At 56.6% G+C, this 25,781-nt stretch carries 20 protein-coding genes and 2 pseudogenes; 8 read left to right on the top strand and 14 right to left on the bottom strand.

Annotated features, from left to right (window positions below; translation table 11 throughout):
* Nucleotides 1-25 precede the first annotated feature (25 nt).
* Genes D2E23_RS08840 through D2E23_RS08790 form a run of 11 tightly spaced genes read right to left on the bottom strand, consistent with a single transcriptional unit; the run spans nucleotide 26 to nucleotide 13,024 of the window.
* Nucleotides 26-748 (bottom strand): glycosyltransferase family 32 protein, encoded by a 723-nt coding sequence (locus D2E23_RS08840; protein ID WP_126030557.1) that lies wholly within the window; start codon nucleotides 746-748, stop codon nucleotides 26-28.
* Nucleotides 745-2,088 carry a 3-phosphoshikimate 1-carboxyvinyltransferase gene (locus tag D2E23_RS08835; RefSeq protein ID WP_126030556.1) on the bottom strand — a complete coding sequence of 448 codons (1,344 nt, stop codon included), beginning with the start codon at nucleotides 2,086-2,088 and terminating at the stop codon, nucleotides 745-747. Before D2E23_RS08835 ends, D2E23_RS08840 begins: the two co-directional genes overlap by 4 nt.
* Before the next feature lie 5 nt (nucleotides 2,089-2,093).
* Entirely contained in the window at nucleotides 2,094-2,684 is a 591-nt protein-coding gene (locus D2E23_RS08830) for an LbetaH domain-containing protein (RefSeq protein WP_126030555.1), read from the bottom strand.
* 39 nt (nucleotides 2,685-2,723) lie between these two features.
* On the bottom strand, nucleotides 2,724-3,779 hold the full coding sequence (locus D2E23_RS08825; protein ID WP_126030554.1) for a glycosyltransferase family 2 protein: 1,056 nt from the start codon (nucleotides 3,777-3,779) through the stop codon (nucleotides 2,724-2,726).
* A gap of 23 nt (nucleotides 3,780-3,802) precedes the next feature.
* Complete coding sequence (locus D2E23_RS08820) at nucleotides 3,803-4,585, bottom strand: Two component regulator three Y domain-containing protein (protein ID WP_126030553.1); 783 nt, start codon at nucleotides 4,583-4,585, stop codon at nucleotides 3,803-3,805.
* Complete coding sequence (pssE, locus tag D2E23_RS08815) at nucleotides 4,585-6,189, bottom strand: PssE/Cps14G family polysaccharide biosynthesis glycosyltransferase (RefSeq protein ID WP_126030552.1); 1,605 nt, start codon at nucleotides 6,187-6,189, stop codon at nucleotides 4,585-4,587. The genes D2E23_RS08820 and pssE overlap by 1 nt, the downstream gene beginning before the upstream one ends.
* Before the next feature lie 23 nt (nucleotides 6,190-6,212).
* On the bottom strand, nucleotides 6,213-6,680 hold the full coding sequence (gene pssD / locus D2E23_RS08810; protein WP_126030551.1) for a PssD/Cps14F family polysaccharide biosynthesis glycosyltransferase: 468 nt from the start codon (nucleotides 6,678-6,680) through the stop codon (nucleotides 6,213-6,215).
* 15 nt (nucleotides 6,681-6,695) lie between these two features.
* The gene (locus D2E23_RS08805) at nucleotides 6,696-7,934 is read right to left on the bottom strand and encodes a nucleotide sugar dehydrogenase (protein ID WP_164520767.1); all 1,239 of its coding nucleotides are present in this window, start codon (nucleotides 7,932-7,934) and stop codon (nucleotides 6,696-6,698) included.
* Between the two features lie 59 nt (nucleotides 7,935-7,993).
* Nucleotides 7,994-9,433: a tyrosine-protein kinase domain-containing protein gene (locus D2E23_RS08800; protein ID WP_241227266.1), complete on the bottom strand. Its 1,440-nt coding sequence runs from the start codon at nucleotides 9,431-9,433 to the stop codon at nucleotides 7,994-7,996.
* Nucleotides 9,434-9,488: 55 nt separating this feature from the next.
* Entirely contained in the window at nucleotides 9,489-11,420 is a 1,932-nt protein-coding gene (locus D2E23_RS08795; protein WP_126030549.1) for a DUF4012 domain-containing protein, read from the bottom strand.
* A 2-nt stretch (nucleotides 11,421-11,422) separates the two neighbouring features.
* On the bottom strand, nucleotides 11,423-13,024 hold the full coding sequence (locus D2E23_RS08790; RefSeq protein ID WP_126030548.1) for a sugar transferase: 1,602 nt from the start codon (nucleotides 13,022-13,024) through the stop codon (nucleotides 11,423-11,425).
* Nucleotides 13,025-13,508: 484 nt separating this feature from the next.
* On the opposite strand from D2E23_RS08790, the pseudogene D2E23_RS08785 reads away from it, so the two are divergent.
* From D2E23_RS08785 to rimM, 7 genes and pseudogenes are all read left to right on the top strand, one after another.
* Nucleotides 13,509-15,311: pseudogene (locus tag D2E23_RS08785) on the top strand (ABC-F family ATP-binding cassette domain-containing protein); the annotation flags it as partial.
* Nucleotides 15,312-15,458: 147 nt separating this feature from the next.
* Nucleotides 15,459-15,704 (top strand): annotated as a pseudogene (locus tag D2E23_RS12040) (ABC transporter C-terminal domain-containing protein); the annotation flags it as partial.
* A 376-nt stretch (nucleotides 15,705-16,080) separates the two neighbouring features.
* Nucleotides 16,081-17,736 (top strand): signal recognition particle protein, encoded by a 1,656-nt coding sequence (gene ffh, locus D2E23_RS08780; protein ID WP_126030546.1) that lies wholly within the window; start codon nucleotides 16,081-16,083, stop codon nucleotides 17,734-17,736.
* A 387-nt stretch (nucleotides 17,737-18,123) separates the two neighbouring features.
* Nucleotides 18,124-19,542, top strand: coding sequence for an endonuclease/exonuclease/phosphatase family protein (locus tag D2E23_RS08775; RefSeq protein WP_164520758.1), 1,419 nt, complete (start codon nucleotides 18,124-18,126; stop codon nucleotides 19,540-19,542).
* Between the two features lie 188 nt (nucleotides 19,543-19,730).
* Nucleotides 19,731-20,192, top strand: a complete 462-nt coding sequence (gene rpsP, locus D2E23_RS08770) for a 30S ribosomal protein S16 (protein WP_093960892.1) — start codon at nucleotides 19,731-19,733, stop codon at nucleotides 20,190-20,192.
* A gap of 2 nt (nucleotides 20,193-20,194) precedes the next feature.
* Entirely contained in the window at nucleotides 20,195-20,425 is a 231-nt protein-coding gene (locus tag D2E23_RS08765; RefSeq protein WP_093960891.1) for an RNA-binding protein, read from the top strand.
* A 3-nt stretch (nucleotides 20,426-20,428) separates the two neighbouring features.
* Nucleotides 20,429-21,007: a ribosome maturation factor RimM gene (rimM, locus tag D2E23_RS08760; protein ID WP_126030544.1), complete on the top strand. Its 579-nt coding sequence runs from the start codon at nucleotides 20,429-20,431 to the stop codon at nucleotides 21,005-21,007.
* 111 nt (nucleotides 21,008-21,118) lie between these two features.
* On the opposite strand, the gene D2E23_RS08755 is transcribed toward rimM, so the two are convergent.
* On the bottom strand, nucleotides 21,119-22,372 hold the full coding sequence (locus D2E23_RS08755; protein WP_164520757.1) for an ROK family protein: 1,254 nt from the start codon (nucleotides 22,370-22,372) through the stop codon (nucleotides 21,119-21,121).
* A 209-nt stretch (nucleotides 22,373-22,581) separates the two neighbouring features.
* On the opposite strand from D2E23_RS08755, the gene D2E23_RS08750 reads away from it, so the two are divergent.
* Nucleotides 22,582-23,139, top strand: a complete 558-nt coding sequence (locus D2E23_RS08750) for a helix-turn-helix domain-containing protein (RefSeq protein WP_126030542.1) — start codon at nucleotides 22,582-22,584, stop codon at nucleotides 23,137-23,139.
* On the opposite strand, the gene D2E23_RS08745 is transcribed toward D2E23_RS08750, so the two are convergent.
* Together D2E23_RS08745 and D2E23_RS08740 are read right to left on the bottom strand one after the other, a co-directional pair.
* A complete protein-coding gene (locus D2E23_RS08745; RefSeq protein WP_126030541.1) occupies nucleotides 23,069-24,640 on the bottom strand; it encodes a glycoside-pentoside-hexuronide (GPH):cation symporter in 1,572 nt (523 codons plus the stop codon). The two genes, D2E23_RS08750 and D2E23_RS08745, sit on opposite strands and share 71 nt — an antisense overlap.
* Before the next feature lie 456 nt (nucleotides 24,641-25,096).
* Entirely contained in the window at nucleotides 25,097-25,762 is a 666-nt protein-coding gene (locus D2E23_RS08740; protein WP_126030540.1) for a DUF4867 family protein, read from the bottom strand.
* Nucleotides 25,763-25,781 lie beyond the last annotated feature (19 nt).

The raw sequence follows: 25,781 nt of genomic DNA, 5'->3' as shown, positions 1-25,781 counted from the left end.
CCTCATATCATCGATGAAATCGATCCTACAAATGTATAGCCTTTTTAAAGGCCACAGCACGATTAAACATTTTCTCACCAAGAATTCTTTTTACCTTCCTGGCGACTTTCTTCCTCGGAGACTGCCATGTACCAGAATACTGATGAATACTGATGGTGTTCTCCGTGATGGTGACCTTATTAGTGTTGTAATCACGGGCAGCAAAATACTCAGTTGGGTAGATGACCATGCTGTCCTCGAGCATTTGCATCGTATTGTCGCGACGCAATCCATGCGATACCAAGTAATCGGTGATATAGGCGGGACTGGGGGTAGTATTCAGCTCACCATCCTCTCGAACAAAAGACAATGCGTCATACATATCACGAAGTCCTTTGATCAGAGAGTTGCCTTTCTCTGCACCGAATCCGATACCGCCATTAACCCACTCATTGCTTTCAAAACCCATGTAGGCCTTATTAGACAGCAATTCGTCGAGCGGCTTCACCAGTTCAACGTCGGTATCCAGATAGATACCACCATGCTCGTAGATGATGTCGAAACGTGCATAGTCAGGGACGAATCCCCACTTTTTGCGGTCATAGGCCTCACCCATATAGGCGTTCTTGTGCACGTCGTAGTTGGTCTCATCCCACCTGACGATCTCATAGTCAGGAGCGAACTTCTTCCAGCTTTCCATACACTTTTGCTCTTTTTCAGGCAACGGTGCACCACCGAACCAACAATAGTGGATAACTTTCGGAATCATATGTTTCTCCTCACTGTTTTCTTTCCAGAATTCTCTTCCATCACATATGGAATAGACATTATGAGCATCAGCAGATACGCAGATGGCTCCAAACGTAGCGTGATGTTATAGAAGAATAGAACGATCATAATGATACATGTCGCTTGCACAAGGACACCATATTGATCATCGATATCTTTCTTTCTAGCCTTAAGAAAAACGACGACAATGATTAACATGTATAGGACAATGCCTACATAGCCAGTTTCAATAAACATCCAGATAGCATGAAACCATTGATAGTTGAGATATGAGTAACGCGTATAAAAATCACTGACGAAGAAGTTCGTGTAATCAGCGTTACCAAGTCCTATGCCGAACAGCATCGACAATGGATCATCATGGAAAATATTATGGCCTACCGTACCGATTCCAGTGAATCTGTTCAAATCACCGGTACCATTATACCCAGTGTCTCTGGTGGCGTAATCCAAATATCCCTGCAGACTGTAGTTATCGGCATATGTAGTGGACTTACCGGCATTGAGCGCAATGAAATACATAGAAGCCGTGGAAAGCATAACCCCACCGACAAGCAATGCCAGTACAGTCCTCCATGACACTCCTTTGCCGAATGCGGTAAAAATTACAATTACCACCAGCTCCACCAGGAATACTTTCAGCTCCGCGGTTGCAGCCATATAGATCGCGGCAATCGCCGCAGCAGCAAAGAGCCCTACTCCAGCATTACGGTTAAAATATCGAGAACAAACATCAATGAGATACAGGCACAGGATCAGATTCAGAGGCAGATTACTTCCGGAAAAATTCCAGAAAAACCCACCAATCATATCACCAATAATGGTTTCCTCAGAGTAAGTGACCAGAAAACGTTCCACCGTGCACAGCGGAACAGAAGCCCAGAATATCACTCGTATGGAACGAATAATTATTCCAAAATCGTTCTTTTTCAGCAAAACGACACATGAATAGAAGAACATGAAATATCGCACAATATTGCGATATCCCCATAGGAGAATAGTCAATCGTTCACTAGAGATAATGCCACCGATGGCACTGGTAAAACAGTACAGAGCCATGAGACCGATGACCATATGGGTCGAGCGCGACAGTTTCTTCCTCTCATATAACGCCAGAATGAATACAAAGCAGTTCAACGCATCGTTACCATACAGCAGGACACGAGGAAGATGCAACGTATATACAGCAGAATATGAGAAAAAGAAGTATGCCTGTGCACAGAGCAACCACGCAGCACCGTAGGATGAAGGCGCAAATCGAGCCCTCAGCCACTCATTGATATCCCCTTGGAGGAATCGCCATACCAATCGTCCAGCCATGGTGCTCACTCCAGAAATGCGAGAGGTTGGTCGGCAACGGCGATCACTCGTGCAGGTACTCCAGCAAGGATCGCATATTCCGTATCACATGATTTAACCACGACTGCACCGGCGGCTACGACGACATGATCAGCAATATGAACGTCACCGATGATCTTCGCTCCCACACAAACACGAACATCATCTCCCAGAACGGGGCATTCACGATGACGTCCGTCATTCCCGATACAGTTGTCGCCGTAAAGACGGCAATTCTTTCCTACTCGAGCATTACCATTAATCACAATACCCTGAGTATGATAAATAACCAGTCCCTCATCGAAAGTATTCTCTCCGGTCTCAATGCCCAGTTTTCTACCGAGAATATTCATCCGCAACGAGCTCAGCATATACAGTAAACCAAAAAGCGGATTACTTTTGCGTTTCCCATAGTAGAAACAGGTGATACGCATACGCCGGACATATTTCCAAGAGAAGTAATCAGGATGTCGCTTCAGGAAGCGAAGCAGGAACTGATACCTTCCTCGATGACCGAAATATAATTTCCTCTCTTCTATAAGGATTCTCTTCAGTTCTTTTCTACTGTCAATCTTCATCTCAAAAACCTCAATCCTTTGAGCTAGGCCATCAAAGGTCTAAAACCTTTTATGCTTACCGGTCTGCTTCAATTTAATAAGCGCAATAATGATATGAGTCAACTTCTTGTCTATACAGAAATTCATCACACGAAGCTGCAACGGATTCTTTTCATATGGGTAAGATGAGATCACCTGACGGACCACATCGTCTTCGATCGCTTTTCGCACGGTTCCGTACAGGTCAAACCCAGCATGAGTTTTCTTGTAGGACACTGCCAAAGTCATGCAATATCGGACTCGGCCGAGAAACATCCTCTGAACGCGATACAAATACTGGTTCTCATTGAGGAATTCACCAAGATCGGAAATGATCTTGCCAAAGAGAATCTTTTGTTTGACGATGCCATCCTCGTCATACTTCTGCGTCAGAGAACCGGGGCGAGCCTGTCGATAATAGTACAGACAGTCACGAATATAGCACACCGTCTGCGCTCTTCTCAAATAAGCGATATCAAAGATGACATCTTCGGAAATATACTGTCGCTCTGAAGGAAATCGGATTCCATAATCGGTAATGATCCGCATTGAGTACAAGGCATGCCATACGGAAACAGACAAAGGAATTTCTTCTTTGTCTGACGGTTCACCGGCAATCATGTTAAGCAGGACGCTATGAATAATAGTATCCCCGCGAAAAACTCGATGATCATATATCGCGGGCTTGTTGACCGTATGATCATCATCAAAGTATTCGGCATATCCGCAGTAACTGGTATCGGCATCGTTGAGAGCCAATTGCTCATGCAGTTTTTCCACCATATGCGTATCTGTGAAGTCATCGGAATCGATGAACATCACATACTCGCCCTTGGCGGCATCTAGCCCCGTATTGCGGGCCATGCCCAGTCCCGCATTTTCCTTATGCAGCACCACTATGCGAGAATCGGTCTGAGCAATCTTCTCACATAGTTCACCGGACCCGTCAGTGGACCCATCGTCCACCAGAATGATCTCCAGATTGCGATATGTCTGATGGGTCAATGATTCGATGCACTGGCGCAGATAGGGCTTTACGTTGTATACGGGAACGATAACGCTGATCAACGTATCCATATGCAAAAATCCTTACTCGTACCTCAACTGACCGCTAGACTGCTCACAAAAAAACTTGGAAAATACAAACTCACATCGCCATGATCCGTATACGCTTGCTTGTCCTCGATCAACACATATCCGCTTTTACGAAGAACTTCCAATAAATCACGAATATGATCCGCGTATGTATGTTCCTTCGTTGAATAATGCAGAAACACCTTCTGTTCGGAGGCATCCTCATTCGCTTCGATATTGTCTCGAAGATGTCGATCGAGAGCGGCTACGACTTTATTACGATCATGTCCGTTTGAAATTCCCCTCAATGTGATCTCATTGGCGGGAGCCATCAGATATCGTCCCAGCCAGAACTGCGGAGCCCCTGCAATGATCTCGGCACCAAGTCCCCTCCCCGCGTACTGTACGCCGAAATTCAAAGCGGACCAGCCACCCTTCGATGAGCCACCAAAGCATATTTTGTTGATCTCTGGACGGCTCAGGAACCTATCGATTAGTACCTTGGTGGCTTGCTCCATCTCGAAATCGGGATAGGCACCCAGATAATATCCGCCGCGATGATCCTCGCCGAAATCATCAAGAATAAACAGCTTGTTGATCGCCACGTCCTTAAGTGTGCGCATGTAGTTGTATCTTGCCGGGATTCCCTGACGGGTGCATGCACTGAACACTACCAGCAACCGATCCGAGGACTTGCATGGCTGGTACATGTATTTCAGCGTGGTTCCGCCATACCGGAACTTACGCTCCTGAACGGTTTGACGCAGAAGCGTGGTGGCGAATTCAACATATTTACTGAGCTTCTTCATCACGCCTCCTTCGCAACCCTCTGGTACAACGCCACCAAAGTACGGAAATACTCCGCATCACTGAACTGACGTTCCGCCAATTCCCGAGAGTTACGAGAGAACGTATCATAACGGTCATGGTCGGTAATATTCTCCAGAGCATCAGCAAGTGCATTTACATCACCGGGCTGGATCAGGTAGCCATTTTCGCCATCGTGCACGGCCGACGCGATGTCTCCCACGTTCGTGGCGACCACTGGCATGCCATAACTGATGGCTTCCAGAACCGCTACGGGAAGCCCCTCATTGTACGAGGGCAACACCAAAGCCTGGCTTCGTTCGAAAAGCTCACGCTTCTTTTCTCCGGCAGTCCATCCAGCGAAATCAACGACCAAATCATCCGAATTATGGTCGCCTAGCAAGCCCAGCTGTTCAGCCTTGGTTTTCAGTTCAGCTTCCTGCGCACCGGTACCGGCAACCACCACGCGAATGTGCCCCAAGCGGCCTTCCCGCTTCAACTTGGCCACCGCATCCAACAGGTCGGATACACCCTTGCGCTGGATTAGTACGCCCATGAACAGCACCTGGAAACGCTGATTATTCAGCTGCTGCACCTTGGTATCGGGAATATGCACGGTATTACTGACCACCACTGTATTCGCGGCAGGTTCGATCGCTTTGACACGGTCGTTCCACTGCTGCCCCAATACGATGATCGCCTTAGCTTCGCGCAATAACGTACGAACCTTCGCCCGTTCGGATGACTTGCACTCTCCATACCATTTGGCAAATTCGGAACCATGCATATGGATCACATCTGGCACACCATACTTGCGGCACAGCTTATGAATCTGGTATTTACGTACAAAGCTACCGCGGTATGACATATGAATATGAACCACATCAGGACGGCGCTGCGGATCCGAGAGCAATCGCCGAATACGACGCAACGCTTTCCCAAAGAAAATGACTTTCTTGATCGGGTTCGATGCAATATACGTAGGAATAAACGTCATGCTTACACCGTCCGCATTCCAGTCATGATCCAGCAATTGGTCTATCACGCTGGTAATTCCGCCTTTGACAGAAGGATCATTCCCTACCATCAAAATTCGAAGCCGATGCTCAGCACTACGTTCATGTGCCACACTGGCACGAATGAATCCATCAATGGAATCAATAATCGTCTGGGTATTGGAGACAAACGGCTTATACTCGGTATGCTTCACCTCATCCAATGCATCAGCCAACTGAGAGCAGTCATCACAAGCACAGATGATATCCATCTGCTTGAATTCCTTGATCAGCTGCAACTGATGGTCATCCACATGCTCGCCGTATTTAGCAAGACGGGGAACCGCAATAACCTTTTTACCTTTTTTTACCGCGCCAATAATCGCGCCAGTACCGCCATGGGTAATGACGATATCAGCTTTCTCCATCTGCTTCGCGAACTCATCACGGTCAAGAAACTGCTTGAACTCGTAATGCTGTGGTCGATAATCACTGTATCCGCTCTGCGCAAACACCGGCTCGGTAATAGCGCCATTGGCTACCAGTTCGTCCACCGCCTTAAGCAAACGATCGAACTGGAACTTCTGTGATCCCAAGGTGATAAAAATCATGTTGGTTCTCCCGTCCGTCTCTCTCAGTAGATGCTGCCGAGATAGATGGCATCTGGGTAAATCTGCTTCATGCTCTCCCATTGCACATAAAACTGATCGGCAAAACGATACAGCAACTTACCCGATTCCGTAGCGGACGTTACCTTCGCGAATGATTCGATATAGATAAGTTTCCTACCGAATAATTTCATCAGAAGACACATCGGCAGCATAGCAAGAACGCCAGTGCAGACAATCACGTCGGGACGTTCTTTGATGAAGATACCCAAACAGTGAAAGGCGTTGACAATAAGCTTTAGCAGTACCGTTCTTTCTTTACGGTTGATCTGACCTACATAATAGGTCTTTTCGTCTTTGGCCTTTGCCTTATACGATGTCTTCTCCGTCAGAACAAAACTATCGTACTTCCGCATCAGAGGCTTCAGCATCATGAGCTGCTCATAATGCCCCCCTGAAGAGGCCGCAAAGCAAATTTTCGGCGTTCCACTCATTTGCAAAAACTCCGATCAGTCCCTACGGAACAGGTCGCGGGTATACACCTTATCCTCAACATCATCGAGGCAGGAGTCGTAACGATTGGCAAGAATGGAATCGCTGCGCTTCTTGAACTCAGCAAGATCGTTGACAACTTCGCTACCGAAGAATGTAGTTCCGTTCTCCAGCGTCGGTTCATAGATGATGACAGTGGCTCCCTTGGCCTTGACACGCTTCATCACACCCTGAATGGCGGACTGGCGGAAATTGTCTGAATTGGACTTCATGGTCAGTCGATACACACCAACAGTGACCGGAGTCTCATCGGCCGCTCCGTATTCATTGTTATCGCTGTACCCGTACCAGCCGGCCTTCTTAAGCGCGCTATCCGCGATAAAGTCCTTACGAGTTCTGTTGGATTCTACGATTGCTCGGATAAGGTCCTCCGGCACATCCTGATAGTTAGCAAGCAACTGCTTGGTATCCTTCGGAAGGCAATAGCCGCCGTAACCAAAGCTTGGGTTGTTATAGTGCGTACCGATGCGCGGGTCCAAGCACACGCCGTCAATGATCTCGCGAGTGTTCAGTCCCTTCGACTCCGCATACGTGTCCAGCTCATTGAAGTAGGAAACACGCAAAGCCAGATACGTGTTGGCGAACAGCTTCACGGCCTCCGCTTCAGTAAAGCCCATGAACAGCGTATGGATATTCTCCTCGATGGCCCCTTCCTGCAGGAGCTTGGCGAATGTATGTGCGGCTTCCACAAGATGCTCATCTTCAGGATCAGTACCCACAACGATACGACTCGGGTACAGGTTATCGTACAGCGCCTTAGACTCACGGAGGAATTCAGGGCTAAAGATGATGTTCTTAGAACCAGTCTTCCTACGAATAGATTCCGTATATCCCACAGGGATAGTGGACTTGATCACCATAATTGCATCTGGATTCACTTTCATAACCAGATCAATCACGGACTCCACTGCGGAAGTATCGAAGAAGTTGCGTACGCTATCGTAATTCGTAGGTGCGGCAATGATCACAAAATCTGCATCGGCATAGGCGCTTTCACCATCCAACGTTGCAGTCAGATTCAAATCCTTCTTGGCGAAGAACTCTTCAATGCAATCATCCTGAATAGGGGACTTGCGCTGATTGATCAGATTGACTTTCTCCGGGACAATATCGACTGCAGTTACCTGATGACACTGAGACAGTAGCGTCGCTAATGACAATCCAACATATCCTGTGCCAGCTACAGCAATCTTCAAAGAATTAAAATCTCGCATTTTAAGCTCATTTAAACAAGAAAAATTAGATAATAAATAAACTACTTCTGCGTATTTTTTCGTTTTTTCTGAGAAGATTTACGCTTATTACGGCGAGATTTTCCGTCCTCACTATCTCCGTAATAGTAGTAATAGTTATCGTCCGGTTTCTCCTCTTCAGAGAAGTTCAACACGGCACCAGCCACAGTTACATCAAGGGTTTCAAGTTCTTCGACCGCTGCACGAACGTCATTCTTTTCCCCGTGCCCAAGGCCGGACACGAACAGCATGGTCGCACCTTCCTTCACGAAGACGGCAGCATCGTTGGCCACCTTAAGTGGTGCGGTGTCGATAATCACGTAATCATAGAGGCCGGAAACCTGATCCAACAATGATTTCATAGCTTTGGAATTAAAGAGAATACCGGGATTCGGCGCACGCTTACCCGCTGGCAATACGTGGAAATTCTCCTTCCAATATTGCTGGATAGCGTCGGTAGACTTCACCTGATATGTAAGCAACTGACTGAGACCTACAGCACCGTTCATGGACAGTGCCTTAGCAACTGAAGGGTTACGGAGGTCTGCATCAATAAGCAGGATCTTCTTACCGGCCTCTGCATACGCCGCTGCAAGATTTACCGCCGTGGTGGTCTTACCTTCAGAAACACCAGCGGAAGTAATGACAATAAGATTAGGATGCTCTCCATTATCGGGCATAACATACGTAAGATTCATACGCAGTCGACGGACCTCTTCGGCTTCACGGGAAGCCGGACGAGAAATGATTACAGGAGCCTTACCTGCATATACATCGTTTCGTGTAAGAGATCCCAGAATCGGGACGTCCATGATTTCCTGCAAATCAGAAGCCTGACGAATTTTCTTATCCAGAAAATCAAGTATTATAGCCCATAAAGCTCCCATGATAATACCTAAAGCAGCGCCGGCAGCGATAAGATTCTTCTTTCCTGCAGAGCTTGGCCACTTAGGAACCTGGGCACTTTGGACAATGGACAAATTGATTGGAGAAGTCACGCTTGAATCCGAACTATACAGAGTGGTGGAAACCTGATCTTTAAGACTCTTAGCCACGGCATTTGCAATCTTGGCAGCCTGTTGCGCATCGGGATCCGTTGCCGTGATATCCACCATATATGTTTCATCCGGTTGCGTCGCTTCAACATTCGCGGCAAGTTCATCAACCGTCACATGCAAACCAAGTTCATCAATAACCGGCTGCAAAATAGCCTCGGTTTTTACCAAATTCGGATATGACTTCAACTGTGTATCGATATATGACGTAGCAGAATAACGCTGCGACATAGCATCTCCACCCGCACCAGCATCACTCTTATAGCTGGCAAATACAGTGGCGGTGGCGGAATACATTGGAACTCGCGTGAATGCATACACCCCCATGCCTGCCGCCACTACCGCAAACACAATTACGGCGGGAATAATGTGCCTTTTTATCGCCTTAAAAAGACCGAGAATCGTCACGAGGCGCACTCCATTTCTTCCGTTCCTATAACCCCCTCATCCTATACGGGGGCCCCTACCAATCGGTCCGCTCTATAAGGGGGGTCTGGCGCAATGTCGCCGCCGTTCCAGCGGCCGTTGCCGAGGTCTGAACTCGCGCCGTCATCTCAATGCTTTCGCCGGGTTGAAGGGTGAATCCCTTTACCCCCGCCGTGAGATCGTCATACAGCGTGACGGTATCGAAATCACCGTCACCAGCGGATGCCCCCATGAATTTCCAGTCCACGAGCCGCCCGTCGGCCGGCGCGAACAGATACATCACAGTCACGATCTCGCCATGGCGCTCGGTGCCGGTCTTCTGATCCGAATATCCGCGCACGAGCGGAGGCAGCGTAGCCGCCTCCTGCGCGGTCATGGTGTTGGTCACCTTCACATGCACGGTATAGACGCGAGAACCGTCCGCATTGACCGAGGATTCCTTCACTGACGTTTCACGTTTGAGATACCAGTCGGCCTTGCCCATCGTGCCGTCATTGAAGTACAGGCCAATCTGGGGCTTGGAGGGGTTCTTCTGCAGATCACCGGCTAAGGGGGTGCCGTCGATATACCGCTGATCGTCCTCGTGCGACGACCACACCATGAAATGACCATCGTTGACTGACTTGGTCACGGTCTTCATCAGCGCCGAGTTCTTGCCGTCCAAAGATCCCAGAATGTGCTGAAACGCTTCACCGGCCACCACGCCGAAGAACGCATCCTGGCTCTCCTGATCAGGCAGATCAAGATATACCTGATGCAGCAGCAGCTGAGCTGCGTTGTCTCCTGTCACGTCCACGCCGGAAACCGATCGGAATCCGCCCGTTACCTTCAGCAATCCCTGCAGAAAATACGGATCCATGCTGATCACACCATCAACGTCTTCGCCCTTCTCCTGCTTCCACATGGCGGCGGCGAGCTCGCCTGTACGCGGGAAGTCGGGATCGGCGGTCACATTCTGCGGATACATCAGGTAATCGCTACCGAAGAACGACTTCTCGGAATCCGTCATCTCGAACGCATCCACCTGCCGCGACAGGCCACCGTATGGCGCGAAATCCTCCAGTGTGATCTTGCCCTGGTCAATGGTGAGCTTCCCCCATGAGCCGGCAATGCCGCCCGTGGATCGCAGCTCCGCATTGTTCTGTGCCAGCACGATATACGTCCGCTTGCCCGCCTGTTCCGAGCCGTCGTCCGAACCGAGACCCAGCATGGATGGCGCGGCGTTGGCAATACGTTGCGCCAGATCCACGACGTCGGCAAGCGTGGTCACCTTGTTCTTCGCGGAATCCAGCGCATCCGTCAGCTGCGGAATATGCGTGCCGTTGATGTTGCCCAGATTGATTGCGGCATCGTTGATCGTCTTGTTGGCGTCGGTGAGATTCTGTGCGGCGGCGCCCAACGAACCCAACGAGATCGTACCGTTGGACATGCCAATATCCTTGAGCGAGAGGCTATCGGCGGACTCGGCGAGTTTCGGCACGGCGTTGTTCGACACGTCCTCCATGATCGAGACGGCCTCGCGCACAGCCTTCACGTCTGAACCGTAGTACGGGATCAGTTCGGCCGGTTTCCACAGCGAACTGCTCGTCTGACGATATGCGGCATCCACATGTGTACTGAACTCGGCCAGCCCCTTCTTCACGGCCGCCGAATCACCCGACGTCAGCTTCTTCTGCGCTACGGACGCGGCCGACACCGCCTGTTCCAACTCCGACTTGGTCTTGAACGCAGAATATGCGAGCACCCCCACCCACGCCACAATGACAAGCAGCACCGCCAGCACGGCGATGAGAATCCTCCGATTGCGGCGACGGCGTTTGATGCGGCGAATATGCTCCGGGCTCATGCGTCGGCGCACACGACGCGGGGCGTTGCCGTCGCCATCGGCTCCAGACCGGCCGGTATCGGTTGGCGTAACGTCGGATAAATCCGGCTGTACAATACGACGCTGCCCCTTATCCTCCGCCACGATCAGTACGCACCCTTGTGCGTGAGCACCACCTGCACGGTCTTGAACAGGATCGTGATGTCGCCGGTGATGGACCAGTCCTGCACGTACGAGACGTCAAGCTGCTCCGACTCCTCGGCGGTTAGATCGCTACGGCCGGAGACCTGCCACGGGCCGGTGATGCCTGGCTTGACGAACATACGGGTGGCGTACAGGCGGTTGTAGCGGGCATATTCCTCGGGCAGCGGCGGGCGCGGACCCACCAGGCTCATGTCGCCCTTGAGCACGTTGAAGAACTGCGGCAGCTCGTCGATGCTCCACTTGCGGATCACGTGACCCACCTTGGTGATGCGCGGATCCTTCTTCATCTTGAAGATGAAGCGGTCGGACTGTCCGTTTTCGGCGGCGAGCTTGGCTTTGAGTTCGTCGGCGTTCGTCACCATGGAACGGAACTTGATCATGCGGAACGGCTTGCCGCGCAGGCCGATGCGCTTCTGCGTGTAGAACACCGGACCGTGGTCGTCGAGCTTGATGGCGATGGCCGTGATGATGGTGATCGGCGACGACAGAATGATGAGCAGCAGCGAGCACACGATGTCGAACACACGCTTGATCAAACGGGTGGCGTAGCCGTACTGCGGCAGGTGCATGGTCAGCACCGGCATGCCCTGGATGTTGCGGAAGTACATGCGGTGCGCACCCATGTCGGCGGCGCCGGCGGCGAGCGCGATCTCCACGTCGAGCGATTCCACGGCGAGCGAGAGCACATTGAATTCCACGGAGTCGCGGCGGATCACGTCGCAGATGAGGATGGTCTGCACGCCGGCCTGCACGGCGGTTTCGCCGATCGTGGTGCTGTAGGGCAGTACGGTCAGGTGTTCGTCGATGTTCACATCGTCGGGGATCGGCACGGAGACGATCTTCTTGGTCTTCGGGTCCACGCCGATCGGGCATACGCCCACGGTGCGGTAGTTGAGCTGCGAGCGCTTGTGCAGTCGATGCAGCGTGCGTTCGATGCACTTCGGCGAGCCCATGACGATGGTGGCGTACGAGTATTTGCCGGTTTTGCGACGGCGGGTGATGACCACGCGGGCGATGATGCGCTCGATCATGGTGAACACGAGGGTGAGCGCGGCCGCCTCAAAAAGAATATGGGCGGGCAGCGGGTATTTGAAGATGTAGTTGACGGCGCACTGGATGATGACCAGTTTCACCACGCCTTCGATGATCTTGTAGTTCACCTGGAAGCCGTCGCCCATTACGTGACGATGGTAGATGCCGGCGCTGTGCAGGCAACCCACGTATACGGCGCCGAGCAGGACGAACAGGAAGCCGGCCATCAGTTGCGTGCAGAAGTTGTCGCCGTACGGCAGGTAGGCGAGCGGGTCCACGTTGAACATGATCAGGTTTGCGATGACGAGCATGGTGCCGTCGAGCACCATGAGGACCAGGTTGACGAAGAATCGCCAGTACAGCACGTTCGACATCTGGCGGATTCCGGTGCTGCTCAGAGGCTCATGTTCCTCGTTGGCGACGTTGGTTTCGTTGGCTTTGTTGGCCGAGCCTTTGTTGTCGTCGACCGCGACGGACTTCGCCGTATCGTTCACGTCTGTTGTGTCGTTCATGTCGACTGCGGTTCTCTGACTCACTCTCCGCCCTCTCTTACACACGCTCTCGTCCTCACAGTCACCCCACAAGGGGGTACCGTATGTCACGCGCTTCACGCGAATATGTCAAACACTGCAAACCGCAAGCCATATGTTCGTCAAGGCGCAACAGCCCCCTCATCCTATATCAATGGGTGGGATAAGAAAACGGGGGTGCCCATATTTGCGGTCAACCGGTTGAATCTGGGTCGCTGGTAGCTGGATCTAGGGTCGTCGGTGACTGGATCTGGGTCAAACGGGTCACTATTTCTGGGTCAAACCGAATCATTACGGACCGTTCTGGGTATATCCGTATCATGAACGCCCCGTAATCCCGTTCCTTATGTACCGGTTTTACCCAGATCCCGTCAGATCAGCCCCGGATCCACCCAGATCAGCCTCGACTCCCTTCTGGATCCCGTTTCCCGACCACTGACGTCGGGTGCCGGTACATTGGTGAATCATGCCGGTTTATGATTTGGGACTTGAACACGTATCGCTCGCCTTCGCCACCAAAACCATCTTCACCGATGTGACGCAGGGCGTTTTCGAAGGGGATCGCATCGGCATCGTCGGCCGTAACGGCGACGGAAAATCCACGCTGCTGCACCTGTTCAATGGCACGCAGGAGCCCGATTCGGGCCGCGTGACCATTCGCGGCGGACTCACGTTCGGCATGCTCGACCAGCGTGATCCGCTCGACGACAACGCCACCGTGCGCGAGGCCGCGCTGGAGAACCGCGAGGACTACGAGTGGGCGTCGGATAATACGTCGCGTGAGATCGTGGAGTCGCTGCTGGGCGGTATTTCCCTGGACGCGAAGATCGGGTCACTGTCCGGCGGCCAGCGTCGCCGTGCCGATCTCGCCCGACTGCTGCTGCACGATTGGGATATTCTTGCGCTCGACGAGCCCACCAACCATCTTGATGTGGTGACGATTCACTGGCTGGCCGAGCATCTGAAGAACCGTTGGGCCAAGGGGCAGGGCGCGCTGCTGCTGGTGACGCACGATCGTTGGTTCCTCGACGAGGTGTGCGAGTCCATGTGGGAGGTGCACGACGGGGTGATCGAACCGTTCGAGGGCGGCTACTCCGCGTATATGCTGCAGCGTGTGGAGCGCGACCGTCAGGCCGACGTGCGCGAGACCAAGCGCCGCAACCTCGCCCGCAAGGAGCTCGCCTGGCTGACGCGTGGCGCCCGTGCCCGTTCCACCAAGCAGAAATTCCATGTGAAGGCCGCGCGCGAGCTGATCGCCGACGTGCCACCGGTGCGCAATACGCTTGAGTTGAAGCAGATGGCCACGTCCCGCTTGGGCAAGCAGGTGGTGGATCTGATCGACGTGACGCAGATCTACACCAAGCCGCAGGGCATGGCCGACCTTGATCCGGATGCCGCCGCATTGGAGGAGTCCACGTCACGTGTGGACGTGGTGCCGTCCGCGTACGCCGAGCCGCAGGTGCATGGTTCGGTCGAGGTGGCCGTGACCGATCTCGACGATCCCCGATTGGTCGACGCGGGTGTTCCCGAAGCCGTTGCCGCTGCCGAGGCCCATACCGCCGCTGCCGAGAACGCCGATACGACGGGTGCCGCCGCAGCGGATGAGGATACCGTTTCTGCCACCACCGACGTGACTTCCGCCGCGCAGAAGATCACCGTCTCCGGCCGTAAGATCCTCGACGATGTGACCTGGCTGATCGGTCCGGGTGATCGTTTCGGCATCGTCGGCGCGAACGGTGCCGGTAAGTCCACGCTGCTGAAGATCCTCGACGGCACGATCACGCCCACCGCGGGACACGTGAACATCGGCAAGACCGTGAAGTTCGCCGTGCTGTCGCAAAGGCTCGACGAACTGGAGAAGCTGGGCAAATACAAGATCAAGGAGGTGTTATCCCGCTACAAGCCGAGCTACATCGTGGACGGCAAGGAGGTCACGCCCGGTCAGCTCATGGAACGGCTCGGCTTCGAGTCGGCGCAGCTGATGACGCCGATCCGCGACCTGTCCGGCGGCCAGAAGCGCCGTATGCAGCTGCTGCTGATTCTGCTTGACGAGCCGAACGTGCTGATCATGGACGAGCCCGGCAACGATCTCGACACCGACATGCTCGCCGTGATGGAGGATCTGCTCGACACGTGGCCCGGCACGCTGATCGTAGTCTCGCACGACCGGTATCTGCTTGAGCGTGTGACCGATCAGCAGTTCGCGCTGCTTGGCGGCAAGATTCGTCATCTGCCCGGCGGCGTGCAGGATTATCTGGACATGGTGGAGCAGGCGCAGAGGAACGGCTGGGACTCGGTGCTGGCCGAGCCGGAGACCGGGCGGAAGAAGCGTGGCGGTTCGACTGCGAGCGCTGCTGGGGCTGCGGATACCGCCGAGACCGAGGGCGGCGATTCCGGTGCCGGCGACGCCGACACCGATTCCACCGCCAAGCCGAAGCTCAGCGGCAAGGAGTTCCACGAGGCGTCCCGTCGCGTGAACGCGATCGAGCGCAAGCTCGCCAAGCTCGAGGAGCAGAAGGCCAAGCTCGAGGAGCAGATGGCCTCGCACGATCCCACCGATTTCGAGGGCCTGAACAAGCTCAACGAGCAGCTGCAGGCCATCTCCGAGGAGAACGACGAGCTCGAGATGGAATGGATGGAGCTCAGCGAGCAGCTGGAGTAGTGGGGATATGCGCAGCCGGCCGGCCGGGGTCTGACGGGTATGCGGCCGCACGCCCTCCCTCAGTCGCGCTTCGCGCGCCAGCTCCCTCCCCTGGAGGGAGCACTCAGCTTATCTTCTTTGTGCTCCCTCCAGGGGAGGGAGCTGTCCGACCATCAGGTCGGACTGAGGGAGGGCTCCAATCCGCCCCATGCCCACACCCAGCCCATGCGGCATATGAAGGGACTCAATCCCCAAAACACCACCCACGATCGCGCTGCACTCCAAAATGGGAGGGATCCAATCCCAACACACTCCGCCCACCCCGCCAGGATGGTTTCAGCCGGGCAGAACGCCTTGATTCCCGTTCTCCCGCACAGTCGGTAGACTTGGGGTCATTATGGCTGCTTTTACTTCTTTGACTGACAGGCTCTCGGGCGCGTTCAAGCATCTGCGCTCCAAGGGCAAGCTGACCGACGCGGACATCGACGGTACGATCCGCGAAATCCGCCGAGCACTGCTCGACGCCGATGTGGCGCTCGACGTGGTGCGTTCCTTCACCGCCCACGTGCGCGAGCGCGCGCTCGGCGAGGAGGTCTCGCAGGCGCTCAACCCCGCCCAGCAGGTGGTGAAGATCGTCAACGACGAGCTCACGCAGATCCTGGGCGCCGGCGTTGATCGTCCGCTGAACTTTGCCAAGAACCCGCCGACGATCATCATGCTCGCCGGTCTGCAGGGTGCCGGTAAGACCACGCTCGCTGGCAAGCTCGGCTACTGGCTCAAGGACGCCGGTCATACGCCGCTGCTGGTAGCGGCCGATCTTCAGCGTCCGAACGCCGTGACCCAGCTGCAGGTGGTGGGCGAGCGCGCGGGCGTGCCCGTGTACGCGCCGGAGAAGGGCGTGCAGTCCGATGGCGGCGACGATGTGACCGTTCCCGGCCTGACCACCGGTGATCCGGTGAAGGTGGCCAAGGATTCGATCGAGCTGGCCAAGACCAAGCTGTATGACACGGTAATCATCGATACCGCCGGTCGTCTGGGCGTGGATGAGGCGCTGATGAAGCAGGCGCGCGACATCCGTGACGCCGTGAACCCGAACGAGATCCTGTTCGTGATCGATGCGATGATCGGTCAGGATGCGGTGCAGACGGCCAAGGCGTTCGACGAGGGCGTGGACTTCACCGGCGTGGTGCTTTCCAAGCTCGATGGCGACGCCCGTGGCGGCGCCGCACTGTCCGTGGCGAGCGTGACCGGCAAGCCGATCCTGTTCGCGTCCAACGGCGAGGGTCTGAAGGACTTCGAGGTGTTCCACCCCGATCGTATGGCCTCGCGAATCCTCGACATGGGCGATATCCTCACCCTGATCGAGCAGGCGCAGAAGCAGTTCGACGAGGAGGAGGCCCGCAAGGCCGCCGAGAAGATCTCCGACGGCAGCTTCGGCCTCGACGACTTCCTGGAGCAGCTGCAGCAGGTGCGCCAGCTCGGCCCGATGAAGAACCTGCTCGGCATGATTCCGGGCATGGCCCAGCATCGCAAGGAGCTTGAGGCGTTCGATGAGAAGGAGGTGGACCGCACCGAGGCCATTATCCGTTCGATGACTCCGGAGGAGCGTCGCAATCCGAAGATCATCGATGGTTCGCGTCGTGCGCGTATCGCCTACGGTTCGGGCAATACCGTGTCCGCGGTGAACGCGCTGCTGCAGCGCTTCGAGCAGGCGTCCAAGATGATGAAGCGCATGAGCAACGGTTCGCGCGGCGTGCCGGGCATGGGTGGCTTCGGCGGCCCCGGCGGCAAGAGCGCGCGCAAGGGCAAGAAAGGCAAGAAGAAGGGCGGCAAGTCCGGAAACCCGATGAAGCGCGAGGCCGAGGAGAAGGCATTGCGCGAGCGCCTGAGCGGCAAGGGCTCCGGTTCAGGCAAGAGCGGCGGCTCCGCGTTCCAGAAGCAGCCGCAGAATCCGGCGCTTCCGGCGGGCCTGCAGAACGCGCTCGGCGGCAACGGCCAGCCCGAGCTCCCGCCGAACCTCGGCGGCGGCATCGGAGGCCTCTTCGGTCGCTGATCTCCAACTCCCTCAGCCCCTCAGGTTTCCCCTTGAGGGGAAGCTGTCAGCCGCAAGGCTGACTGATGAGGTGAATCGCAGTCGGAATGACTGCGCAGAATTGATCGTCGAAGACGATTCCAATCATCCATACGATCCGCTCGCACATCACCTCATCAGTCACGCGTTCGCGTGACAGCTTCCCCTCAAGGGGAAGCATTTTTTATGTCCTACGGAGGTTTTCCATTCGAACGATTCGTAAAGACATGGTCGGGAACCTCATGCCGTATCTCCCGTATGCGCAAATCCTCCAAAACCGGTTCGTATAATCGCAAGGCGGACAAAAACAGGTAGCCACGAACGGTGAAAACAGCAATCATGGCAACGACTACAGCAAGGAGACGCCTCGTGCTTTTTTGGGTCATCATCGTGTTGATCACGTGTTGGATGGCGTTGAAATACCTGCCCGCCGGTTGGGACCAGTATCGCCCTCTGCCCGAGGTGATCGCCTTGATTCCGCTGCTCGTGGTGCCGCTCGTGCTGCTGTTGCCGGCGACCGGTTTCACTGGCAATTGGCCGCAGTTCGGCGTAACCGTTGTGCTGCTGCTCGTTCAGGCGGCCTGGCAGATCGGCTATGTCATGCCGATTCCGAGTGCGCTGGCTCCGATTCTCGGCGTGCCGGTACAGACTCTGCCGGTAGACGGCGAGTATGCCGACAGTTCGTTCGCCGCCGAAACCGAATCGTCGGACGATTCCACGAAGTCGGCTGATGATTATCCCCAGACTTCTTCCGTTCTTCCACAGCCTGTGGATACTGATGCGTCCTCGACCGATTCGGCTGACGTAACATCAACCGCCACCGCCGACGATCATCACACGATCCGCGTGATGACGCTCAATACGCGCTACGGCCGTGCGGACACCGGCACGATCATGCATCTGGTCAAGCAGGAGAACATCGACATCCTCGCCGTGCAGGAGGTCAACACCGCGTTCATCAAGCGTCTCGACATCTCGCATATCGGCGATGAACTGCCGTATCGTGTGCTCGGTGCGGTGCGCGACGACGACAACGCGGGGTCGAACGCCCTGTTCATGCGGCTCAAGCCGGCGATCTTCGGCGATTCGTCGGTGAACATCAGCGCCGCGGCCGCCCCGGTGGCCACCGTTCGCATCGGCGACCAGTGTGTGGAGTTCAGTTCCGTGCATCCCAAGTCGCCGCCGCGCAGCGGTAAGGATTGGAGCGACGGCGTGCGTGCGCTCGGCCAGTTCGCGTTGCGTGCCGACAGCCGTAACGAGGAGGGGTTCAACTGCTGCGCCGACGACGACATGGCTGGCACCGGCGATAACGTTGCCGATAACGGCAATGACGTAACGCCCAACGCCGACCTGCTGGCCGGTCTTCCGCCCGAGCTTGCCGACATCATCACGCGCGGCGTGAGGGATGACTCCGACGAGGATTCGTCGAACGCCGAGCCGGCGCCCGATGTCACGGAGACCGCCGTCATCGAACTGCCTGACTTCTCCGAGCCGGACCGCGGTCCCGTGCCGCATCACGCGGCCGTGGTGATGGGCGATATGAACTCGAGCATCTATCATCCAAGTTTCCGCGATGCGCTGCGTCAGGGATCGGGACTGGCGGATTCGTCGTTCGAACTGCACGCCGGATTCAACACGACGTTCCCAGCCAGCTGGCCCACGTTCCCGTCACTCATCGAGATCGACCACGTGCTGCACACGCAGGGCATTCGTGCACGATCCGCGCACGCCTATACCGTGCCGAAAACCGACCACAAGGCCCTTGTCGTGGAACTCGAGGTGGCATAGCACACCGAACCTCAGCCGCACGCCGCGACACGCCGGAAGATGTCGGGGCGCTGTGGTTAAAATATTCAGGTTATTCGTAAGAGGTGGCGCCCTCTAACTCCGTCTCTTATGAGGAACACGTGGATCGCGGTTTCCGTGCCCCACACGAAACCAAAGATGCACACCCCTAATACATAAGGAGAGCCATTTTGGCAACCAAGATTCGTCTGAAGCGCCTGGGCAAGAAGCACTACGCCTTCTACCGTATTGTGATCATGGATTCCCGCAAGGCCCGTGATGGCAAGACCATTGAAGAGATCGGTATCTACGATCCCAACAAGCAGCCCTCGCTCATCCAGATCAAGTCTGATCGCGCTCAGTACTGGCTCGGCGTTGGCGCCCAGCCGACCGAAGCCGTCTTCAAGCTGCTGAACATCACCGGCGACTGGCAGAAGTTCAAGGGTCTGCCGGGTGCCGAGGGCACGCTGAAGGTGGCCGAGGAAGGCCCGGATGCCGAAGCCCGCGTGGCCGCTGCCGCCGATGAGGCCCAGAAGCTGAAGGCCGCCAAGGCCGAAGCTGAGGCCAAGGCCAAGGCTGAGGCCGAAGCCGCCAAGGCCGCTGAAGAAGCGGAAGCCCCGGCTGAGGAAGCCGCCGAGGAGAAGGCTGAGTAATCATGCTTGCCGAAGCCGTCGAACACCTGATTAAGAACATCGTTGATTTCCCGGACGACGTTTCCGTGAAGTCCCACGAGAACAACCGCGGCGAACTGCTTCGCGTGCGGGTGAACCCGGAGGACATCGGACGCGTCATCGGACGTGGCGGTCGCACCGCCAACGCCATTCGCACCGTGGTGCAGGCGCTGTCCGATCACAAGGTTCGTGTCGACATCATGGATGTCCGCTGAGCGATGGCTGAACAGCATAACGAGGACCCTCAGCAGCGCGAGCTGCTGAGGGTCTGCCGTATCGGACGCGCTCAGGGACTGAAGGGCGAAGTGAACGTCCGTGTCTTCACCGACGAACCGGAGGAGCGTTTCGCCCCCGGTTCCGTGCTGCTGACCCGCGATGGCCGTGAGTTCACGGTCGCGAAGTCACGCAAATTCAAGGAACGTTGGATCGTGTTGTTCAAGGGCGTTGCCGACCGTAACGCGTCGGAGGCGCTGAACGGCACCGATCTGTATGTGGAACCCGTGTATTCCGACGATGATGAGGATGGGGGGTTCTACATGGAGGACCTTATTGGTCTTGAGGCCCGTATCTACGAGTCGGATGATAGCTCTGCCGATGCCGACACCGCTGGATCGTATGTGGTGGCCGGCAAGGTGACCGATGTGATCGACGGTCCCGCGCAGGATCTGCTGCAGATCACCGAGCCCAGCGGTGCTGAATCACTGGTCCCCTTCGTCGAGGAGATCGTGCCTGAGGTGGATTTGGAGGAGGGCTACCTCGTCCTCACTCCCCCCAACGGCCTCCTCCAGGACCGCTAGTATCCAGGCTCCCCTCTCTGAGGGGAGCTGTCAGGCTAATCCCCTCACAAGTCCTCCCCTCAGTCCGCCTGCGGCGGCCAGCTCCCCTCCCACGGAGGGGAGCCACAGATATCATCGCCCGGTGTTGGCGTCTACGAAACGGCGAATGTAGTGCAGTGCAGCGCCGAGCGTACTCTGCTCGGCCTCGTCCACGCTCTTGCGCAGCTGCACGGTGCTTTCGGGGAACGGGTCGAGCGCCCGCACCCGCTCGGCGAGCCTGCGCATGTCCGCCTCCGAGAATCGTCTGGCGATCTCGCCGCCGAGAATCACGTCTACGCTGAACACCATACGCATGTTGGTGATCGTCTGCGCCAACGCATCCAGATAGTCGTTGAACAGTCTCACGCACGTCTCGTCACCGGCATGCAGACGATCGAAGAACTCGTCAAGATCGGTACCACTCTCCCCCAGCAACGCCTCGCGCGAACAGTACGCGTCCACGCATCCACGCTGACCGCAGTAGCAGGCGCGCCCGCCGGGCACGAGCCGCATATGTTCGCAGTTGCCGCTGCGCAGGTCGGTGCCCTGGCGAACCCGCCCGTCGACGATCACCGCACTGCCCACATGCTCGTTGAGATACAGGCAGTAGGCGTCGCTGACCGTGGGATCAAACCAGACCTCAGTGCTGGCCGCCGAATACGAATCGTGGATGAACTGGCACGGATAGGGCAGCCGTGCGGCGAACGGCGCGACGGACAGACCGGTATTGCCTAGAATGCCACCGAACGTGATCTGCTCGCCATCCGGCGAGACGCGACCCTGTACGGAGAACGCGACGCCGAGCACACGATGCGCATCGAACGGCACTGCGGCAACGTCGCCGCCGTCGGTCTGCGCCTGTTCGGCAAGCGCCTCGCGTTCCCTGCCGGCGAGCGCGTTGATGAAGTCCTCGATCTTGTTGCACGCGGCGTCGTAGAATCGCGCGCTGTTTTCGTAGGCAAGTCGAACGTGGGTGAAGGCGAGTCGTCGCCCGTCGAGGTCGGCCGCGCACAGGTCCATGCCGTCGGAGAACACGGATACGCCTACTGCGATGCGGGCTTCGGGAATGAACGCGTAGTTCTGCGGCTTGCGGCCGCCGGTTGAGGTGAGGAATCCGGTGCGCTGGATCAGGCCTTCGTCCTCGAGCACGGCGAGATTCTGCGCGATGATGGGCAGACTGCATGGCACGGCCAAGGCGATGTCCTGTCGGGATCCCTTCTTGTGCGTGTAGAGGTAGTCGAGGATCATCTGACGTTTGGCGAGTTTGGTGGTCTCGGATTTCGATGCCGCGGCAGTCGATGCCACGGCCGACGCCGACGCCGTCATCGGGCCGGTTTGTGACGGCATCGTTCGTATTCGCGATGCCGGTCGTGTTGATGTCGTCTGATTGTTCATCGCCATGCTCATCGCCGAACGCTCCTTGTCACTCGCTGATTTCTCATTGTACGGAAGCGGCACAGTGGTTTTGCCACGTTCCGGCACTTTTGCAGATGATTTGTGATATTCTTTTCTAAACTACTTTTAAAAGTTTATTACAAAACGTCAAGGAGGACGACATGACCATGACCACCACCATGAACACGACTTCCACCCAGACAGACCACGCTGCCCGTACCGTCCGTCTCACGATCGTCGGCGAACACGGCGAGGGAATCATCCTCGACGCCCATGTGGACGCCTCGCTCGTCGAACGCATCACCGTCATCGCCGAGCAGACGCCGCGCTCCGCCGAGGCCGACCTGCCCGACGATCGTCCCGTCGATCACATCGTGCGTCGCGCAATCAGATTCATCGACTGCAACTACGCGTCGCGGATCGATGTGGGTGAGGTGGCCCGTCGAATCAACGTGGACCGTAGCCACCTGTCACGTCGCTTCCACGTGTGCACCGGCATGACGGTGAAGCAGTACATCGACACGCTGCGCATACGTCAGGCCGAACGACTGCTCGCCGGCACCACCATGAGCGTGACCCGCGTGGCGCAGCGCTGCGGCTATGCCAGCGCGGATGTGCTCACCCGACGGTTCCGTGCGGTCAGGCAGATCACACCTGCGCAGTATCGGAGCGCGATGACCCGTCCAACTGCCCCTCGTCCTGAGACAGGCCCTCGGTAAGTTCCTTGACGATCTGCTCGTGCCGGGCCATGGTCAGTGTGAACTTGCAGTGGTAGACCAGCATGCTGAGCAGCACCAGCACCACCGGCACGCCGCACATGATCGCCTTGAACAGGAACCGGCCGCCGGGCGTGATGTCGGCGAACGTGGCGGCGCCGGTCATACCGCACGCCACGGCCACCAGACCGACAATGCCGTTCGACAGCGCACCAGAGAACTTGTCGAGCATCGGACGCAGCGCCAGGGTCAGGCTTTCGTGCCGCTCCCCCGTCTTCCACTGCCCGTATTCGATCGTGTCGGTGAGGGCCAGGGTCAGCGACGCCCAGATGATCGGCTGCGGGAAGAGGAACAGAACCGACGCGACCACGATCACCACCACGCTCGTAGGCGCCAGGAAGAACACGACGAACGAGACGAGCATCACGCCAAGCGCACCGAACAGGATCGGCTTGCGTTCAAACTTGCTGATCAGCCACGGATAGAACGCGATCGACACCACGGCCGACAGCGTGGCCGGACCGAAGATCATCGAATAGCTGGCCGCATCACCGTAGATGTACTGGAAGTAGTAGGTCATCAGCGCTGCGGTGAGCGCGAGCGCGAAGTAGTAGCACAGGCTCGCCACCGACAGCCAGGCCAGCTGGTCGTTATGGAAGATGATGCGGAACACGTCCTTGAACTTGGTCTTCTCCGCGTGGGCGCGCAGCGGCGACTCCACCTCCTTGATGCCGAAGCTGGTGAGCAGCACCGACGAGGCGACGAACAGGAACACGAGCACGGCGAAGAACAGCCAACCGTGGCGCTCGCTGCCGAACCAGCCTTCGCCGAGCAGCACGGACGGGATGACCATGGCGGTGACGATCATCTGGCCCACGCCGGCGCCCAGTCGGCCCACCGCGGTGGCGGTTCCGCGGCCTTCGGCGGTGTCGGAAAGCGCGGGGATCATGGACCACATGGAGATGTCGTACAGCGAGTACGAGCAGTCCATGAGCAGGAAGAATACGGTGAACAGCACCACGTAGAGCACGGGATTATTGATGTTCGCACCGCCGAACGTGGTGAACAGCATGACGAAGCTGATCGATCCGACCAGACCGCCGGAGATGATCCACGGCTTGAATTTGCCGATCGGCGTGCGTGTGTTGTCGATCAGCGTGCCGAGGAACGGGTCGAGGACGAGTTCCACGATGCGCACCACGATGATGATGCCGGAGATCAGTGCGACCATATGGTCGTCGTATGATTTGCTGCCGCTGGCGAAGAGCGGTCCGGTGATGAATTTGATGAGGTAGAGGGAGAAGCCGAAGTAGAAGACGTCGTGGCCGATCAGACCGAGCAGATAGAAGACGAAGTTGCGGGTGTTGGATTTGGATTGGGTTTGCGCCTGCGATTGCGCCGACGCCGCGGCCGACGTGGGGGTGACCGATTCGACGGTCGCGGTCGGATCGGGCGGGTTCGTCGGGGATGTGGGAACGGATACGGATGTGGGCTGTGCTGTCATGATGCCTCTTTGCGTCGAAGAACAGGGACCGCACCGGCTCGCCGTCGAGCACGAGATACGGAAAGACGGCTGCGAGCGCTGTCGCCCGCAGCCGTGAGGAAAGGAGATGCTTCAGGAGAGATTGCGAGGGGGGCGGAATGATGATTGATGACGGAATGTGGGGCGGTTGCGAGGTGCGGGATCGCGAAGCACGAGGGCGGCCCCTCCCTCAGTCCGGCGTTGCCGGACAGCTCCCTCCCAAGGAGGGAGCACACCCAAAGGAACGTTCTCCCTCCAGGGGAGGAACAGTGAGAGTCAGCCACGACCCGTCCTTATCGCGTTCTCCCTCCGAGGGAGGGAGATGTCGGGGCGAAGCCACGACAGAGGGAGGGATCAGACACCACTCAGCCCGGCATTCACCCCACCCAGCCACGCCATCACCATCACCCACCGATCGATCGACCACTCACGCGGGGATCACGCGGGGATGGTCAGATCCTCGTTGAGGTCGAGGTTCTTGCCCTTAAGCCCCACGTAAGCGCCTTCGGCCGCCTCCGGGGAGTCCGGATGCGCGAGCAGCCACTTGTTGCGCGCCCAGAGGATGCGGTCCTCCTCGTTGCCGGGGTGGATGAGCGGCTTGTCGGTGTTGGTGCCCCCCACCAGGACGATCGCCGTGCGGAACGATCCTCTGGTGGTGGCCGGCGCGTAGTGCATGGTCGTCTCGTAGTAGAGCACGGCCGTGCCCGCCGGCACGAGGAACGCTTCGATCGTGGAGGTGTCGAGCGTGTAGTCGCCGTCGTTCATCTCGATGTTCTGCTTCTTGCCAAGCATGAGCACGATGTCGTCGGCGGCCACCAGCACCTCGATGCCGCGGTGGCATTCCAGCGCATTGAGCGTGGTGTTGGTTCCGTTGCAGTAGCCGGCCTGGATCGTCAGTCCGCCGAAGATGCGGTCACGCAGGTCCAGGAACACGGGCAGGCCTTCGAGTTTGTCGAAGCTGGGCACGTAGACCACGCCGTCGGCCGGCGCGTCGGTGTTCTCGTTGAGCACGCCGATCAGCTGGCTGAAGTCGTAGTCGTCGGGCAGCACACGTCCGTAGGGCGCGAATGCCTCCGGTTCGGTGAGTACGTTATGCAGAATCATGGCTGATTTCCTTGCGACG

Origin of the sequence: Bifidobacterium callimiconis (assembly GCF_003952005.1) — a bacterium.
Classification (GTDB): domain Bacteria; phylum Actinomycetota; class Actinomycetes; order Actinomycetales; family Bifidobacteriaceae; genus Galliscardovia; species Galliscardovia callimiconis.
This window is presented reverse-complemented; position numbering and strand designations above follow the sequence as displayed.

What these genes read in the sequence shown, in the direction of transcription:
- pssD (WP_126030551.1), bottom strand. Translation starts at nt 6,680, where the DNA reads ATGAGTGGAACGCCGAAAATTTGCTTTGCGGCCTCTTCAGGGGGGCAT.
- D2E23_RS08835 (WP_126030556.1), bottom strand. Translation starts at nt 2,088, where the DNA reads ATGGCTGGACGATTGGTATGGCGATTCCTCCAAGGGGATATCAATGAG.
- ffh (WP_126030546.1), top strand. Translation starts at nt 16,081, where the DNA reads ATGGCTGCTTTTACTTCTTTGACTGACAGGCTCTCGGGCGCGTTCAAG.
- D2E23_RS08825 (WP_126030554.1), bottom strand. Translation starts at nt 3,779, where the DNA reads ATGGATACGTTGATCAGCGTTATCGTTCCCGTATACAACGTAAAGCCC.
- D2E23_RS08820 (WP_126030553.1), bottom strand. Translation starts at nt 4,585, where the DNA reads ATGAAGAAGCTCAGTAAATATGTTGAATTCGCCACCACGCTTCTGCGT.
- D2E23_RS08830 (WP_126030555.1), bottom strand. Translation starts at nt 2,684, where the DNA reads ATGAAGATTGACAGTAGAAAAGAACTGAAGAGAATCCTTATAGAAGAG.
- D2E23_RS08755 (WP_164520757.1), bottom strand. Translation starts at nt 22,372, where the DNA reads ATGCCGTCACAAACCGGCCCGATGACGGCGTCGGCGTCGGCCGTGGCA.
- D2E23_RS08790 (WP_126030548.1), bottom strand. Translation starts at nt 13,024, where the DNA reads ATGAACGACACAACAGACGTGAACGATACGGCGAAGTCCGTCGCGGTC.
- rimM (WP_126030544.1), top strand. Translation starts at nt 20,429, where the DNA reads ATGGCTGAACAGCATAACGAGGACCCTCAGCAGCGCGAGCTGCTGAGG.
- pssE (WP_126030552.1), bottom strand. Translation starts at nt 6,189, where the DNA reads ATGATTTTTATCACCTTGGGATCACAGAAGTTCCAGTTCGATCGTTTG.
- D2E23_RS08750 (WP_126030542.1), top strand. Translation starts at nt 22,582, where the DNA reads ATGACCATGACCACCACCATGAACACGACTTCCACCCAGACAGACCAC.
- D2E23_RS08740 (WP_126030540.1), bottom strand. Translation starts at nt 25,762, where the DNA reads ATGATTCTGCATAACGTACTCACCGAACCGGAGGCATTCGCGCCCTAC.
- D2E23_RS08840 (WP_126030557.1), bottom strand. Translation starts at nt 748, where the DNA reads ATGATTCCGAAAGTTATCCACTATTGTTGGTTCGGTGGTGCACCGTTG.
- D2E23_RS08765 (WP_093960891.1), top strand. Translation starts at nt 20,195, where the DNA reads ATGCTTGCCGAAGCCGTCGAACACCTGATTAAGAACATCGTTGATTTC.
- D2E23_RS08745 (WP_126030541.1), bottom strand. Translation starts at nt 24,640, where the DNA reads ATGACAGCACAGCCCACATCCGTATCCGTTCCCACATCCCCGACGAAC.